The organism is Lachnospira eligens (assembly GCF_009680455.1).
In the GTDB taxonomy this organism is placed as follows: Bacteria; Bacillota; Clostridia; order Lachnospirales; family Lachnospiraceae; genus Lachnospira; species Lachnospira eligens_A.
Map to the genome: position 1 here is coordinate 71301 of NZ_WKRD01000010.1, position 15776 is coordinate 87076.

Here is a 15776-nt window from a genome sequence, read left to right on the forward strand (position 1 = left end):
TAATAAAGCGGGGTCTTACAGCATATGCCTGGGACTCCGTTTTTTATATTTCAGAAGGAGATTAATTATGAAGAAACCATATATAACATTAGAAGAAGCACTTGCAGCAAGAGAAGAAGGAAGGAGAAGCGTTAAATTCCTTACAGAGGCTAATGGATGTATCAATGGCTGTTGTTCAGGAGTTACAATATGTTCAGAAACAGAGTTTAATCCAGAACCAGGATTTCATGATGACCAGGAGGGATTTTTTGTATTGGAAGGAAATGGATTTGTCAGGCTTGACAACGAAGAGTTTGAGGTTAAAGCGGGTGATTCATTTATAGCATTACCGGGTGTCAGACATACAATGAAAACGGTTGACTCAGAAAAGCCATTGAAGGTTTTCTGGTTTCATAGTGGAATCTGATTAGATATATTTTGCGGCTGGCTTGATGGGGAGCTGATATGGAGGTTGCAATGTTTGATGAACTAAGTAGTGAAGATGAGAAGAAGAAATGGCTGTTTAAAGAGAATGTAAGGCTGCAGGAATTAAGCAGAAATCTGGAAGATGAGAGAAAACTCATTGAGATTCAGATGGGAATGCTTCAGAGACAGCAGAGTAAGAATATGCTGCTAAAGAAACAGCTTGAGAGTCAGAGAGATTTATTTGAACAAAAATGGAATATTCTGGAAAGGGAAACAAGACAGCTTGCAATTGATAAAGATAAGTTCGAGCGGGAAAAGCTTATATATAAGGACAAGGTTTACCGTGAGGCAAGGCGCAGTATGTCCAATGCTGAAAATGTAAAGATATTCTTTAAGGGTGTTGAGGATACAGCATCCTTAAAAAAGCGTTATAAGGCGCTTTTAAAGATATATCATCCTGATAATATGCATGGAGATAAAGAACTTTTACAGGCAATTAATACAGAATATGAAAGATTATCAAGATTTTATCTTGGAACATAATAAAAAATGATGTATAATAAGCGTTAGTTTTGTAAAACAAGGCAGAAAATAAGGAGGAATATATGTTTAAGATTAACGATAATTATTTAAAGCTTCCAGGAAGCTATTTATTTTCAACAATCGGTAAGAAAGTAGCAGCTTATCAGCAGGCTAATCCAGATAAGGAAATCATCAGACTTGGTATTGGCGATGTTACACAGCCATTAGCACCGGCAGTAATTGATGCATTACATAAGTCAGTTGACGAGATGGGACATGCCGAGACTTTCCACGGATATGCACCAGATCTTGGATATGAATTCTTAAGAAATGCAATTGCAGACCATGATTACAAGAAGCGCGGATGTGATATATCAGCAGATGAGATATTCGTATCAGATGGAGCAAAGTCTGATTCAGGTAATATCGGAGATATCTTCTCAGTAGATAATAAGATTGCAGTATGTGACCCTGTATATCCTGTATATGTTGATACTAATGCAATGGCAGGAAGAACAGGAGATTATATTCCAGAGAAGCAGGCATGGAGTAATGTTGTTTATATGCCTTGTACAGCAGAGACTAACTTTGCACCAGAACTTCCAAAAGAAACACCAGATATTATATATCTCTGCTTCCCTAACAATCCAACAGGTTCAACAATCACTAAGGACGAACTTCAGAAGTGGGTTGATTATGCTAATAAGGTTGGTGCTGTTATTATCTATGATGCAGCATATGAAGCATACATTTCAGAACCAGATGTTCCTCATACAATATATGAGTGTGAAGGTGCAAGAACATGTGCAATCGAACTCAGGTCATTCTCTAAGAATGCAGGATTTACAGGTGTAAGACTTGGCTTCACAGTTATTCCTAAGGATCTTAAGTGTGGAGATGTAACACTTCACAGCCTCTGGGCAAGAAGACATGGAACTAAGTTTAACGGAGCTCCTTACATTGTACAGAGAGCAGGCGAGGCAGTTTATTCAGAAGCTGGACAGAAGCAAACAGGTGAGCAGATTGCTTACTACATGAACAATGCAAAGACAATTCTTGAAGGACTTAAGTCAGCAGGATATACAGTATCAGGTGGTGTTAATGCACCATATATCTGGTTAAAGACTCCAGATAAGATGACAAGCTGGGAATTCTTCGATTACCTTCTTGAAAAGGCTAATGTTGTTGGTACACCAGGCTCAGGATTCGGACCAAGTGGTGAAGGATACTTCAGACTGACAGCATTCGGTTCATATGAGAATACAGTGAAGGCACTTGAGAGAATCAAGGCACTTTAATCAGTAATATATAAGTATTAAAAATAAAAATGCTGTGCGTTAACAAGATGATGTTAATGCACAGCATTTTTTATAAAATTAATTAGCTTTTTTAGTTTCGTCTTTCTTCTCAGGTATAATCTTTACAATAACAGATTCAGCTCTGTTAGAAGCAACCTTTTCGACAAACATCCAGACATTATCAACAGTGATTTTATCACCGGCTTTAGGAAGTCTGTCAAGTCTTTCAACGATAAGTCCACCAACTGAATCATTATCTTCAGATTCAAGTTTAGTGCCAAGTTCATCGTTTAAATCGTCGAGTTTAAATGAACCATCAATTCTGTATGTAGTATCATTAATCTTAGATAAAGCTTCCTTTTCGTCAGTATCATATTCATCACGGATTTCACCAACAATCTCTTCAAGCAGGTCTTCTGTAGTAATCATTCCTGATGTTGTTCCATATTCGCTAAGGACAATGGCAATGCTTGTTGAACTTAACTGCATTTCCTTAAACAGGTCAGAAGTATTCTTCTGTTCAAATGTAAAGAATGGCTTTCTGATAATGTTCCTTATGTTAAATGTATCGTTATCAGAAGGATTGACAATTAAATCCTTAATATTAAGAATGCCGATTACATTATCAGGTGTATTCTCATAAATAGGAATACGTGTATACATTGTCTGTCTGAACAGAGAAATTATATCATCATATGATGAGCTGACATCAGCAAGAGTCATATCAATTCTTGGAATCATCACATCTTTAGCTGTTGAATCACCAAAATCAAAGAGGTTATTAATGATTTTCTTTTCGTTAGATTCAATTACACCTTCCTGCTGGCTTACATTAACAATGGTTCGTATCTCATCCTCAGTAAATATATCTTTCTTCTTGTTATTGTCAATTCTTAATAACCATAAGAAGAAGCCTGCAAGGTGGTCTACTATGAATATAACGGGTGTAAGAACAATCATAAGCACCCATATTATAGGAGCATAAGCCATTGCCATATTAGTGGCATACATGTTGGCAGTATTCTTAGGTGTAATCTCACCAAATATAAGAACAAGAAGCGTAAGAACACCGGTAACAATACCTGTCGCTTTATTACCCCATACACTGATTGTAAATGATGTAGCTAATGCAGAACAGCTGATATTGACTATGTTATTGCCAATAAGAACAGCAGAGAGCATCTTTGCCGGCTGGTCAATAATCTTAATTACAAGAGCAGCCCTCTTATTACCCTCTTCAACTAAAGACAGCACTTTGATTCTGTTCACAGTGATAAATGAAGTCTCTGCAGATGAGAAAAATGCTGATAAAACCAATAAAATAACAATTGCAATAAGTTGGATGATACTATCCGTATCCAAGAAAAATCCCTCCAGTCATAAAATTAAAATATTTCTTTTCATTCTACAGTACGCACATTGTGCCGTCAAGTGCTATTAAAGAAAACAGGAGATAATCATAAGATAACATTTTTAATCATACAATTAATAAAAAGAGGACAACAAAGGAAATCAATGGATTATATAAGAAAAATGGTTAAATCTCTTATTGCAGGATATGTAATAACTCTGCTTATGCTAGTACTTCTTACATATTTTATGAGAAAATTTATACTTGATGAGAAAGCGGTTGATAATATTATATTTGGAATATATGTGGCAGGAAGCTTTACAGGTGCAATGCTTAGTGCATGGATGATAAAAAAGAGGAGAGTGGTTACAGGAATTATATATGGAGCAGTGTATATTACAGTGTTATTGGTAATAGCTACAATAATGAAGAAACAGGCACCAGACAGTAGTAATAATATTGCCATGTCAGTAGCTGCATGTGTAGCTGCAGGGGCATTTGGTGGATTTTTCAGTCCATAATGTGGGGAATTATAATAACAAATAATTATTTTGTGAAAAATTTTAAAAAATAAAAAAGGAAAAACACAAGTTTTGTTGAATAATTAAATTGTGAGCTTTAAAATTAGTGTTTCAGTGCGGGAGGCACATACAGATGAACATTAGAGAGGAACAGGAAAAGAGGGAACATCTGATATTCAGCCCATATGCAAGCTTTTCTGACGAGTCAAGAGGGCGCGACAGAGATGAAGAACCATGCCCTATGAGAACTATATATCAGAGAGACAGAGACAGAATTATTCATTGTAAGACATTCCGGCGTTTAAAGCATAAGACGCAGGTATTTCTTGCACCAGAGGGAGACCATTACAGAACAAGACTGACTCATACCTTAGAGGTTGCCCAGATTGCAAGAAGTATAGCAAGGGCACTTAATCTTAATGAAGATCTGACAGAAGCTATTGCATTGGGGCATGACCTTGGACACACACCATTTGGACATGCAGGTGAGAGAACACTTAATTCTTTATGTCCTATGGGATTTGCTCATTACAAACAGAGTATAAGAGTTGTTGAATTTCTTGAAAAGGATGGTCAGGGACTTAACCTTACATGGGAAGTGCGTGATGGAATATTGAACCATAGAACATCAGGCAATCCATCAACTCTTGAAGGAAAAGCAGTTAGACTTTCCGATAAGATAGCGTATATTAATCATGATATAGATGATGGAATAAGAGCAGGGATATTGAAGGAAAGTGACATTCCTTCAGAATATACTGATGTTCTTGGTAATTCAACCAAGGAAAGACTTAATACCATGATTAGCGATATTATAATGAACAGCATAGGAAAGAATGATCTTGTAATGTCAGAGCCTGTACGTAAAGCAATGACAGAATTAAGAAAATTCATGTTTGAAAGTCTGTATCTTAATCCGACAGCCAAAAGTGAGGAAGCGAAAGCAGATAAGCTGATAACAGAATTGTACAGATACTATGTTGCGAACACAGATAAACTGCCGGATACATATAAGAGATTTATAACAGAATTTGATGAAAGACCGGAGCAGGTTGTGTGTGATTATATAGCTGGCATGAGTGATCAGTATTCAATAAGCAAGTTTCAGGAAATCTTTGTACCAAAGGCCTGGAAGGGATGAAGTAATGTATTCAAGAGAAGTAATAGATGAAGTAATATCCCGGAATGATATAGTTGATGTTATATCCGGGTATGTCAAATTGAAGAAGAATGGAAGTTCATATACCGGATTGTGTCCGTTTCATAATGAGAAATCACCATCATTTTCGGTTTCAGGACAGCGGCAGTTATATCATTGTTTTGGATGCGGCGCTGGGGGTAATGTCATAACATTTGTTATGGAATATGAGAATATGACATTCTTAGAGGCAGTTAAGATGCTAGGTGAAAGAGCCGGAGTTGCACTGCCGCAGACGTCTATGTCAGAAGAAGACCGCAAAGAAAGAGGGATAAGAGACAGGCTTTTAGAGATTAATAAGATTGCTGCCACATATTATTACAGGCAGCTTAGAAGTGAGAATGGGAAAGCCGGTCTTGATTATCTTAAGAAGCGTGAATTGTCTGACAGTACAATTAACAGCTTTGGACTGGGGTATGCAACACAGTCAACAGGTAATCTGTACAAGCTGTTGAAGGACAAAGGTTATGATGATGATATTCTGAAGGAATCAGGACTTTTTACTTATGAGAGAGGTATTCATGAAAAGTTCTGGAACAGAGTAATTTTTCCAATTATGGATATTAATAATAAGGTCATAGGATTTGGTGGACGAGTTATGGGTGATGCCAAGCCAAAGTACCTTAATTCACCGGAGACAAGGTTGTTTGACAAGAGCCGCAATCTATATGGACTTAATATAGCAAGAACGTCAAGAAAGCCTAACATGATAATATGTGAAGGCTATATGGATGTTATATCAATGCATCAGGCGGGTTTTAACCAGGCGGTTGCGTCACTTGGAACGGCACTGACACCGGGACATGCAAGGCTGTTAAAGAGATATACAGATAATGTGCTTATAACCTATGACAGTGATGAGGCAGGAGTTAAGGCGGCACTTCGTGCGATACCTCTTCTGAAAGAAGCAGGATTATCAACGAAGGTGATTAATATGAGACCGTATAAAGATCCTGATGAGTTTATTAAGGCTATGGGTGCAGAGGCATTTCAGGAAAGAATTGATAATGCTGAGAACAGCTTTATGTATGAGATAGGAACTATGTTAAGAAATTACGACAGGGGTGATCCGGAAAGCGAGACTGCATTTGAAAGAGAGGTTGCAGCAAAGCTTGTTACATTTAAAGAAAAGCTGGAACGTGATAATTACCTTAAAGCAGTGTGCAGGCAGTTTATGATACCAGAAGATGGCATGAGGCAGATGGTATCAAGACTTGGTAATCAGAAAGGGATTATTTCAAGAAATGCAGGTGCAGGTACTATGCAGCCAACTGTTGAGCGTAAGCCGAAGAAGAAGCGTGAAGATGGTTTAAGACAGGCAGAGAAAATGCTTCTTACATGGCTCATAAGTGACAGGGACATATTTGATAAGGTTGCAGCTTACATTAAGCCGGAGGATTTTATTGACCCGTTATTTTCGGGTGTGGCAGAGAAAGTATATGAACAGTATGGGACAGGAAATATAAGCCCTGCTGCAATTATAGCTGATTATGCAACAACAGAAGAACATACGGAAGTCGCAGCAATGTTTTCGGCAGACCTGGATGAGAGCCTTAATAATCTGGAAAGAGAAAAGACTCTTAATGACATTGTTATCAGAATTAAGGCTAACAGCCTTAATCATGAACTTAATAAGACTGTAGACCCGAAGCGTATGCAGGAGATAATAATTGAACAGCAGAAGCTGAATCAGATTCATATTAAGTTATAAATATATAGAGCGTGTTACGCGAAGAAGAATGGAGAAGAGAAATGGCTAAGAAAATGGTAGAAACATTAGAAGAGAATGTTAAGGAGGCTAAGGAAGAAAAGACAACAGAAAAGAAGACTCCTGCAAAAAAAGCAGCAGCAAAGAAGACAACTAAGAAAGATGAGATTAAAGAAGAAGTAAAAGAAGAGACAGAAAACAGTGACGCAGATGATGCAGAAGCACAGGAAGCTAAATTCTGGGAGAAGATAGAGGGTATTCTTGCAATAGCCAAGAAGAAAAAGAATGTACTTGATTATCAGGAAATTATGACATATTTTCAGGATACAGATTTTGAAGCTGACAGAATGGAGAAGGTATTTGAAATTCTTGAGCTAAAAAAAGTAGATGTAAGAATGAATGATGTACCTGATGAAGATGAGGATATTATTCTTGATGATGAAGATGAGATTGATATTGAGAAGATAGATCTTTCTGTTCCTGATGGAATCGGTCTTGATGATCCGGTAAGAATGTATCTGAAGGAGATAGGTAAAGTACCTCTTCTTAGTGCTGATGAAGAGATTGAGTATGCCAAGAGAATGGAAGAAGGAGATGAGGAAGCCAAGAAAAGACTTGCAGAAGCTAACTTAAGACTTGTTGTAAGTATTGCAAAACGTTATGTTGGACGTGGTATGCAGTTCCTTGATCTTATTCAGGAAGGTAACTTAGGTCTTATAAAGGCTGTTGAGAAATACGATTACAGAAAAGGATTCAAGTTCAGTACATACGCTACATGGTGGATCAGACAGGCTATTACAAGAGCTATAGCTGACCAGGCCCGTACTATAAGAATTCCTGTTCATATGGTAGAGACAATTAACAAGCTTGTAAGAGTACAGAGACAGCTGCTTCAGGAACTTGGAAGAGAACCATCACCAGAGGAGATTGCAGATAATATGGATATTCCTGTAGAGAGAGTAAGAGAGATTCAGAAGATTTCGCAGGAACCGGTATCTCTTGAGACACCTATTGGTGAAGAGGAAGACAGCCATCTTGGAGATTTCATTCAGGATGATAATGTTCCTGTTCCGGCAGAGGCAGCAGCTTCTACACTTCTTAAGGAACAGCTTGTTGAAGTACTTGGAACTCTTACAGAAAGAGAGCAGAAGGTATTAAGATTAAGATTTGGTATGGATGATGGAAGAGCAAGAACTCTTGAGGAAGTTGGTAAAGAATTCAATGTAACAAGAGAACGTATCAGACAGATTGAAGCCAAGGCTTTAAGAAAGTTAAGACACCCAAGCCGCAGCCGTAAGTTAAGAGATTATCTTGATTAGGATTAAGCTATGGTAAGAATATCTGACAGATTAAGAACAGTTGCACATATGTGTGAAAAGGGAGCAGTCGTGGCTGACATAGGGACAGACCACGGCTATCTTCCTATATATCTTGTGCAGGAAGGAATAGCTGCGTCTGCTATTGCGATGGATTTAAGAAAAGGTCCACTCGATAAGGCAAAGAAGCATATACGTGATAATTGTTTAGAGGACAGAATACAGACAAGACTTTCGGACGGATTGGAAAAGCTTTCAGCGAATGAAGCTGATATTATAACCATATGTGGTATGGGTGGCAGGCTTATAGCTGACATTGTAACTAAGGGAATGAATGTTATTACCCGGAATACAACACTTATAGTATCACCGCAGTCAGAAGTAGGAGATTTCAGACATTTTCTTGTTTCACAGAGATTGGTTGTTGATGATGAGAAGATGCTTAAGGAAGACGGTAAGTATTATTTTATTATCAAATGCAGAAAGTCAGACGAAAATGTTTATTCTGAATATAGTGAGACGCAATATCAGTACGGATGGAAGCTTTTAGAGAGCAAAGATAAGACTCTTTATGAATATCTTATAAAAGAGAAAGAAACTAATGATGGGATAAGTAACAGTCTAAAGAAAGATGAAAGTAATCCTACGGTTAAGTTAAGATTACAGCAGCTTTCGCAGAAGAATAATATAATTATGGATGCATTGTCATATTATGACTGATGCGTAAGAGGAGGATGCTATGGGAATGACACTGGCACAGCTTGCAGCAGAGAAGCAGAACGAATATAAGGATGAGATTATACTCGCTAATGTTAATGGTAAGCTTAAAGAACTTGGAGAAGAATATATCCCTGATAGTGATGTTACATTTGTTACAACTTCGACATCAATAGGTAATGAGACATACAGAAGAAGCGTGGTTCTTCTCATGCTTGCAGCTATAGAGAAGATAGACAGGAATATTGACAGAGTTGTTGTTGAATATTCTTTAAGTAAGGGACTGTACTGTACATTTGATGGAGACTTCAGGCCCGACAAAGAGTTTATAGATGAAGTTAAGTCAGTTATGCACAGTATGGTTGAGAAGGATCTTCCAATCAAGAAAGAGCTGATGAAGATATCTGATGCTATGAATCTTTTTAAAGAAAAAGGAATGACAGATAAGACATCACTGTTCAAATACAGAAGAAGTTCATTTGTTAATGTGTATGACCTGAATGGCTACAAAGATTATTTCTACGGATATATGGCATCTTCTACAGGCATGCTTGGGGTATTTGACATATTCCTGTATGACGAGGGAATAGTGTTACAGCTTCCGGTTAAGAACGCACCTCTTGAAGTTCCTGAATTTAATCCACAAACAAAGCTGTTTAATGTGTTAAAGGAAAGCACAAGCTGGGCAAAGATGCTTGGCATGTCTACGGTTGGAGAACTTAATGACCATATAACTAATGGGGATATGACTTCTTTTATGCTTACGCAGGAGGCACTTCAGGAACAGAAAATTGTTGAGATAGTTGATGAGATAAAGAAAAGACCGCATACTAAATTCATCATGATAGCCGGTCCATCTTCTTCAGGAAAGACAACATTTTCACATAGATTATCAATTCAGCTTATGGCTAATGGATATAAGCCACACCCAATTGCTGTCGATAATTACTTTGTTGAAAGAGAGCAGACACCTATTGATGAGAATGGCGATTACAATTATGAAGACCTTCATGCAGTAGACATTGAACTTTTTAATAAGCATATGACCAGACTTCTTAACGGAGAAAAAGTGGAGCTGCCAGAATTTAACTTTAAGTTCGGAAGAAAGGAATATAATGGTAATTTCTTACAGTTAGGGGAAGAGGATGTTCTTGTAATAGAAGGAATTCATTGTCTTAATGATGAATTATCATATTCACTTCCAATAGACAGTAAGTTCAAGATATATATTAGTGCACTTACACAGCTTAATGTTGACGAACATAACAGGGTATCAACTACAGATGGAAGACTTTTAAGAAGGCTTGTAAGAGATTACAGGACAAGAGGAGCATCTGCAAAGAAGACTCTTTCGATGTGGGAGTCTGTAAGAAGAGGTGAAGAGAAGAACATCTTCCCATTCCAGGAGCAGGCGGATGTTATGTTTAACTCAGCAATGCCATATGAACCATGCGTATTAAAACCATTCGTTGAGCCTATACTTTTTCAGGTAACAGAAGCTGACCCTGAATATCAGGAAGCAAACAGACTGCTTAAGTTCATGAACTATTTCCTTCCATGCGGCTACGAGAACGTACCAATCGATTCTATATTACGGGAATTCGTAGGTGGTGGCTGTTTTAAGGTGTGATGAGGACAGTTATTATATGAAATACACCATTGGAGCTGCCTGTCTGTGGCACAAAATTTCAGTATGACTGCGCTTAGCAGGAGTAAATGTCGCTATCTACAAAGTCTTTTACAGTGCCCAAAAGCAAACGCACTATGTTTGAACGAGCTTTTGGGCACTGAACTTATGTATATAGCGACATTAACTCCTGCACAGCTCGCCATAATTCAATTTTGTGCCACAGACAGGCAGCTCCAACGGTGTATATGATATATTCTAGCCTGGTATAAATTGGACTTTAAAGTAGTGATAGGCACAGAGGAAGTCCAAAAGAGATGCAATTTAATACTGGATAAACACAAACACCCAGGGCTTAGTGCTCTGGGTGTCTGCTTTCCAAGGAATTCCTGTATTCTCTTGACATCTCGAAAAGACTGGCGACATAGCCTGGGGTCTTTTTATCGATGTTATCTTTAATTGTTTCAAGCATTTCAATATACTGTTCAAGAATGTTGCTGATTGCAGAGCTGTTAGTTAAACATATCTGTTCCCACATTTCAGGAGAAGAAGCTGCAACTCTTGACATGTCACGAAAGCAACCTGCGGCAAGTAACTGCATATGCTTTTCTTCGTCATCATTATCTGATACTACATGAACGAGTGCAGTTGATAAAAGATGTGGAACATGGCTTATGGCAGCAACAGATTTGTCGTGTACATGGTAATCCATGACGATAGGACGCATGCCAACATCTGATGCAAATTGTTTCATGAATTCGATTTTTTCAGGCTTGGTTTCTTTGGTCGGTGTGATTATGTACCTTGCACCTTTTATAATTGATGAACCTGAATTCTCATAACCTGTTTTTTCGGAGCCAGCCATAGGATGTCCACCAATAAAGCGGTCATTAAGTCCTAATGAATCTGCTGCTTCATGTATGATAGTCTTGACACTTCCAACGTCGGTAATTATGCAGTCCGGACTGGCAATGGCTTTTAATTTTGTAAGATATTCTGTGATAGTAATTACAGGTGTGCATAACAGGATTATGTCACATTGTGCAAATGTTTCGTCTACCGCAGGAGCAGCGACATCAACAATACCATCAGCAACCGCAGCGATTACTGGTTCTAAATGTCTGCTTGTGGCAGTTATATGATAATCCCTGCCGCTTTCTTTAAGGGCATGGGCTAAGGCTCCTGCAATGAGTCCGAAACCTATGAATCCAACCTTTGTCTTCATATGTTATAACCTCCATGTAAGAAATATTAATATTCATGCGAATAGTGGTATTTTAACACTTTAAAGCGATAATGTAAAGGCGGCTATTTAATTGACAAATTAAAGTGATGTGTGTAGAATGTTTTTATGCGTTTTTAAGGAGGAATGTGTTATGTCGGCAGTATATAACCACAAAACAGTTGAAAAGAAGTGGCAGCAGGTATGGCAGGATGAAAAAGCCTTTGCTGCAACTAATGATTATTCAAAACCAAAGTATTATGCACTTGTGGAGTTCCCATATCCATCAGGACAGGGGCTTCATGTAGGTCATCCAAGACCATATACAGCGCTTGATATCGTAGCAAGAAAGAGAAGAATGCAGGGATATAATGTTTTATATCCAATGGGTTGGGATGCATTTGGTCTTCCAACAGAGAACTATGCTATTAAGAACAAGATTCACCCTAAGATAGTTACTAAGAATAATATAGATCATTTTAAGGAACAGCTTCAGTCAATTGGTTATTCATTTGACTGGGACAGAGAGATTAATACTACAGATCCTGATTATTATAAGTGGACTCAGTGGATTTTCCTTAAGCTTTTTAAGGCTGGACTTGCATATAAGCAGGAGATGCCTATCAACTGGTGTACTTCATGTAAGGTAGGTCTTGCTAATGAAGAAGTAGTTAATGGTGTATGTGAAAGATGTGGTTCACCTGTTGTCCGTAAGGTCAAGAGTGAGTGGATGCTTAAGATTACTGATTATGCAGATAAGCTTATAGAAGGACTTGACCATGTCGATTATATCGAGAGAGTTAAGACACAGCAGAAGAACTGGATTGGACGTTCTACAGGTGCTGAGGTTGATTTTGCAATTGCTGGTAAGGAAGATAAGTTAAGAATATATACAACAAGATGCGATACACTTTTCGGTGTTACTTATATGGTTGTATCACCAGAGCATCCATATCTTGATAAGTATAAGGACGAGATTAAGAACTGGGATGAAATAGAAAGCTATAGAGAGCAGGCTTCAAGAAAGTCAGATTTCGAGAGAGCAGAGCTTGCAAAGGATAAGACAGGTGTAGAGATTGACGGACTTAAGGCAGTTAATCCGGTTAATGGCAAGGAAGTTCCAATCTGGGTATCAGATTATGTACTTATGAGCTATGGTACAGGTGCTATCATGGCTGTTCCTGCTCACGATGAAAGAGACTGGGAGTTTGCTAAGAAATTTAACCTTCCTATCATTCAGGTTGTAGCAAAGAACGGTGAAGAAGTTGATGTTAATGAGGCAGCATTTACAGATGTAGCAACAGGTGTCCTTATTAATTCGGATTTCATTAACGGACTTGAAGTTAAAGAAGCTAAGGAAAAGATGATTGAATTCCTTACAGAAAAGGGAATTGGTAATGCAAAGGTTAATTATAAGCTTCGTGACTGGGTGTTCTCTCGTCAGAGATACTGGGGCGAGCCTATTCCAATTGTTCATTGTGACAAATGTGGCTATGTTCCAGTTGATGAGAGCGAACTTCCATTACTGCTTCCAGAGGTAGAAAGTTATATGCCTACAGATAATGGAGAATCACCTCTTGCAGCCATGACAGACTGGGTTAATACAACATGCCCATGCTGTGGCGGACCAGCTAAGAGAGAGACTGATACAATGCCTCAGTGGGCTGGATCGTCATGGTATTTCTTAAGATATACAGATCCACATAACACAGAGACACTCGCAAGTCAGGAAGCACTTAAGTACTGGCTTCCGGTAGACTGGTATAACGGAGGAATGGAGCATACAACATTACACTTACTCTATTCAAGATTCTGGCACAGATTCCTTTACGACCAGAAGGTTGTACCTTGCCCAGAGCCATATCAGAAGAGAACATCCCACGGTATGATTCTTGGTGAGAACGGCGAGAAGATGAGTAAGTCAAGAGGCAATGTTGTTAATCCTGATGATATCGTAAGAGATTATGGTGCAGATACATTAAGAACATACGAGATGTTTATCGGTGCATTTGACGCAGCAGCTTCATGGTCAGAGGATGGCGTTAAGGGCTGCCGCAGATTCTTAGACAGAGTATGGAAGCTTCAGGATATAATGACTGATGAGGAAGGTTTCTCTAAGGAATTTGAGACAAAGATGCATCAGACAATTAAGAAAGTTTCGTTTGATTATGAGAATCTGAAATACAATACAGCTATTGCACAGCTCATGACTATGCTCAATGATTTCAGCAAGGCAGGTAAGATTACTAGGGGAGAACTCAAGACATACCTTATCTTACTTAATCCGGTTGCTCCACACATTACAGAAGAGATGTGGGAAGCAATCGGCGAGAATGGAAGAGTATATCAGCAGACATGGCCTGAATACGATGAAGCTAAGACAGTTGAGTCAACGGTTGAGATAGCAGTCCAGATTAATGGAAAGACTAAGGCTACTATCAATATCGCCAAGGATGCTGACAAGGACAGTGTAATTGCTGCCGCTAAGGAAGCACTTGGAAGCAGGCTTTCTGGTAACATTATTAAAGAAATATATGTACCGGGAAGAATTGTTAATATTGTTGCAAAATAATTAAGAATAATAAAACATTAATTCATATTAAGAAGAGAGAGAAGCTCAGGCAGAAGCCTGAGCTCTTTTTCGCTTAGCTGTCCAGACATACTGTTGATGACTAACTGACAATCTTCTTTTGTGAAGGTTATACCGGATTTTTTAGCTTTATCATTAATAGCGAAAAGAAGAGGAATGATTTCATCATTTTTCTTTCCCTGGGATAAAGTCTTGAATTCGTTGAGAAGAAGCTGCTTTCTAAAATCTAATTCTGACATAAAGTCCTCCAAATATTAAAGATTAAGATTGTTTAACTGTTCTGTATAAGCTTCATACATTTTTTGCTGGGCAGGATTAAGAAAACTATTACTGCCATTCTGATCACGATTTAAAATGTTGAACAAATCGGACATTTTGTTATAGTTCTTAAAATTACTCAGAATATTCCGTAGATTGTCTGGACAGTAAGTAAGAATAACATTCATGATATTTTCATCTGAAAGTATATCCTGTATTGGACTGTTTAATGAAAGGTGGGGCTTTGCAGAACATGCCGCAATACGAAGGCTTTCAGGGCGGCTGTAATAGTTCATTGTACATGAAAATTCATATGCACGGAGCAGAGGACTAAGTGTCTGCTGGGTATTAAATTCCATAAAAGGAAGAATTGCTTTGGCAAGCTGTATGAATTGTGGCAGTGTCTGCATATCAAATTCTGTTATGGGAAGTTCTTTCATGTGAACTCTCGGCGGAATATTTTATTCTATATATATTAGGTTATATGTCTTAATTATGCCTGTAAGTCTTAGCAATTAATAAATAAGCCCATATAATATATAAAAAAGGAATTATGATATGGTAATTAATATGGATGTTCAGGACAATGGCAATATACTTGTTGAAGAAGAGAATACCATATATGAAATAGATGGAAAATGTATGATGGAACATAATAATAATTAATATATAAGGGCTGCCGTTTAAGGCAGCCCCATATTAAATAATTACTGGCATCCGCATCCACTGTTGCATCCGCATCCGTTGTTGCATCCGCAACCAAAGCCATTGAGGAAGTTAGTTCCATTGCCACATCCACAGCAGAAGAAGAGGAGAATTATAATCCAGAAGGAATTGCAACCATTTCCACAACCATTGTTGCATCCATATCCGTTATTTCCGTCAAAGAGGAGAAGGAGAATGATAATCCATACAATAGAATTGCAGTTATCTCCACATCCGCCGCATCCTCCGCAGTTTGTTGCTGCTAAATCACTCATGTAAAAGTCCTCCAAAATTAATCTACAATACAATATTATGGCTTACAGCATGACCCTGTTACA

The 15776-nt window shown here is 38.1% G+C and carries 15 protein-coding genes; 10 read left to right on the forward strand and 5 right to left on the reverse strand.

Annotation, left to right across the window (positions count from 1 at the left end; translation table 11 throughout):
- Nucleotides 1-67 precede the first annotated feature (67 nt).
- The 3 genes from GKE48_RS12720 (at nucleotide 68) to GKE48_RS12730 (ending at nucleotide 2225) form a co-directional block, all read left to right on the forward strand.
- The gene (locus GKE48_RS12720; protein ID WP_154301238.1) at nucleotides 68-406 is read left to right on the forward strand and encodes a cupin domain-containing protein; all 339 of its coding nucleotides are present in this window, start codon (nucleotides 68-70) and stop codon (nucleotides 404-406) included.
- 50 nt (nucleotides 407-456) lie between these two features.
- Nucleotides 457-948: a hypothetical protein gene (locus GKE48_RS12725; RefSeq protein WP_243138507.1), complete on the forward strand. Its 492-nt coding sequence runs from the start codon at nucleotides 457-459 to the stop codon at nucleotides 946-948.
- Nucleotides 949-1010: 62 nt separating this feature from the next.
- A complete protein-coding gene (locus tag GKE48_RS12730) occupies nucleotides 1011-2225 on the forward strand; it encodes an LL-diaminopimelate aminotransferase (RefSeq protein ID WP_055216667.1) in 1215 nt (404 codons plus the stop codon).
- Between the two features lie 78 nt (nucleotides 2226-2303).
- Here GKE48_RS12730 and GKE48_RS12735 read toward each other — a convergent pair whose 3' ends face one another.
- Nucleotides 2304-3587 (reverse strand): HlyC/CorC family transporter, encoded by a 1284-nt coding sequence (locus tag GKE48_RS12735; RefSeq protein WP_154301240.1) that lies wholly within the window; start codon nucleotides 3585-3587, stop codon nucleotides 2304-2306.
- Between the two features lie 153 nt (nucleotides 3588-3740).
- On the opposite strand from GKE48_RS12735, the gene GKE48_RS12740 reads away from it, so the two are divergent.
- The 6 genes from GKE48_RS12740 (at nucleotide 3741) to GKE48_RS12765 (ending at nucleotide 10666) form a co-directional block, all read left to right on the forward strand.
- Entirely contained in the window at nucleotides 3741-4097 is a 357-nt protein-coding gene (locus tag GKE48_RS12740; protein ID WP_022097476.1) for a TIGR04086 family membrane protein, read from the forward strand.
- 133 nt (nucleotides 4098-4230) lie between these two features.
- The gene (locus GKE48_RS12745) at nucleotides 4231-5238 is read left to right on the forward strand and encodes a deoxyguanosinetriphosphate triphosphohydrolase (RefSeq protein WP_055216664.1); all 1008 of its coding nucleotides are present in this window, start codon (nucleotides 4231-4233) and stop codon (nucleotides 5236-5238) included.
- A gap of 4 nt (nucleotides 5239-5242) precedes the next feature.
- Nucleotides 5243-7006: a DNA primase gene (gene dnaG, locus GKE48_RS12750; RefSeq protein WP_022097474.1), complete on the forward strand. Its 1764-nt coding sequence runs from the start codon at nucleotides 5243-5245 to the stop codon at nucleotides 7004-7006.
- Between the two features lie 41 nt (nucleotides 7007-7047).
- A complete protein-coding gene (gene rpoD, locus GKE48_RS12755) occupies nucleotides 7048-8322 on the forward strand; it encodes an RNA polymerase sigma factor RpoD (protein ID WP_022097473.1) in 1275 nt (424 codons plus the stop codon).
- A gap of 9 nt (nucleotides 8323-8331) precedes the next feature.
- Nucleotides 8332-9039 carry a tRNA (adenine(22)-N(1))-methyltransferase gene (locus GKE48_RS12760; RefSeq protein ID WP_154301241.1) on the forward strand — a complete coding sequence of 236 codons (708 nt, stop codon included), beginning with the start codon at nucleotides 8332-8334 and terminating at the stop codon, nucleotides 9037-9039.
- A 19-nt stretch (nucleotides 9040-9058) separates the two neighbouring features.
- Nucleotides 9059-10666 carry a nucleoside kinase gene (locus tag GKE48_RS12765; protein ID WP_154301242.1) on the forward strand — a complete coding sequence of 536 codons (1608 nt, stop codon included), beginning with the start codon at nucleotides 9059-9061 and terminating at the stop codon, nucleotides 10664-10666.
- A 352-nt stretch (nucleotides 10667-11018) separates the two neighbouring features.
- Here GKE48_RS12765 and GKE48_RS12770 read toward each other — a convergent pair whose 3' ends face one another.
- Nucleotides 11019-11888 carry a prephenate dehydrogenase gene (locus GKE48_RS12770; RefSeq protein ID WP_154301243.1) on the reverse strand — a complete coding sequence of 290 codons (870 nt, stop codon included), beginning with the start codon at nucleotides 11886-11888 and terminating at the stop codon, nucleotides 11019-11021.
- Between the two features lie 151 nt (nucleotides 11889-12039).
- Between GKE48_RS12770 and leuS the strand changes: the two genes are divergently transcribed.
- Entirely contained in the window at nucleotides 12040-14457 is a 2418-nt protein-coding gene (gene leuS, locus GKE48_RS12775) for a leucine--tRNA ligase (protein ID WP_055216658.1), read from the forward strand.
- A 17-nt stretch (nucleotides 14458-14474) separates the two neighbouring features.
- On the opposite strand, the gene GKE48_RS12780 is transcribed toward leuS, so the two are convergent.
- The 3 genes from GKE48_RS12780 to GKE48_RS12790 all read right to left on the reverse strand — a co-directional run bounded on the left by GKE48_RS12780 (nucleotide 14475) and on the right by GKE48_RS12790 (nucleotide 15713).
- Entirely contained in the window at nucleotides 14475-14714 is a 240-nt protein-coding gene (locus GKE48_RS12780; protein ID WP_012738931.1) for a hypothetical protein, read from the reverse strand.
- 15 nt (nucleotides 14715-14729) lie between these two features.
- On the reverse strand, nucleotides 14730-15173 hold the full coding sequence (locus GKE48_RS12785; protein ID WP_022097468.1) for a hypothetical protein: 444 nt from the start codon (nucleotides 15171-15173) through the stop codon (nucleotides 14730-14732).
- 267 nt (nucleotides 15174-15440) lie between these two features.
- Nucleotides 15441-15713, reverse strand: a complete 273-nt coding sequence (locus GKE48_RS12790; RefSeq protein WP_022097466.1) for a hypothetical protein — start codon at nucleotides 15711-15713, stop codon at nucleotides 15441-15443.
- Between the last annotated feature and the right edge of the window lie 63 nt (nucleotides 15714-15776).

Bases quoted from the DNA above. Each gene is read 5' to 3' on its own strand.
- dnaG (WP_022097474.1), top strand. From the start codon at position 5,243: ATGTATTCAAGAGAAGTAATAGATGAAGTAATATCCCGGAATGATATA.
- GKE48_RS12720 (WP_154301238.1), top strand. From the start codon at position 68: ATGAAGAAACCATATATAACATTAGAAGAAGCACTTGCAGCAAGAGAA.
- GKE48_RS12780 (WP_012738931.1), bottom strand. From the start codon at position 14,714: ATGTCAGAATTAGATTTTAGAAAGCAGCTTCTTCTCAACGAATTCAAG.
- GKE48_RS12785 (WP_022097468.1), bottom strand. From the start codon at position 15,173: ATGAAAGAACTTCCCATAACAGAATTTGATATGCAGACACTGCCACAA.
- GKE48_RS12770 (WP_154301243.1), bottom strand. From the start codon at position 11,888: ATGAAGACAAAGGTTGGATTCATAGGTTTCGGACTCATTGCAGGAGCC.
- GKE48_RS12725 (WP_243138507.1), top strand. From the start codon at position 457: ATGTTTGATGAACTAAGTAGTGAAGATGAGAAGAAGAAATGGCTGTTT.
- GKE48_RS12745 (WP_055216664.1), top strand. From the start codon at position 4,231: ATGAACATTAGAGAGGAACAGGAAAAGAGGGAACATCTGATATTCAGC.
- GKE48_RS12760 (WP_154301241.1), top strand. From the start codon at position 8,332: ATGGTAAGAATATCTGACAGATTAAGAACAGTTGCACATATGTGTGAA.
- GKE48_RS12730 (WP_055216667.1), top strand. From the start codon at position 1,011: ATGTTTAAGATTAACGATAATTATTTAAAGCTTCCAGGAAGCTATTTA.
- GKE48_RS12790 (WP_022097466.1), bottom strand. From the start codon at position 15,713: ATGAGTGATTTAGCAGCAACAAACTGCGGAGGATGCGGCGGATGTGGA.
- rpoD (WP_022097473.1), top strand. From the start codon at position 7,048: ATGGCTAAGAAAATGGTAGAAACATTAGAAGAGAATGTTAAGGAGGCT.
- leuS (WP_055216658.1), top strand. From the start codon at position 12,040: ATGTCGGCAGTATATAACCACAAAACAGTTGAAAAGAAGTGGCAGCAG.
- GKE48_RS12765 (WP_154301242.1), top strand. From the start codon at position 9,059: ATGGGAATGACACTGGCACAGCTTGCAGCAGAGAAGCAGAACGAATAT.
- GKE48_RS12740 (WP_022097476.1), top strand. From the start codon at position 3,741: ATGGATTATATAAGAAAAATGGTTAAATCTCTTATTGCAGGATATGTA.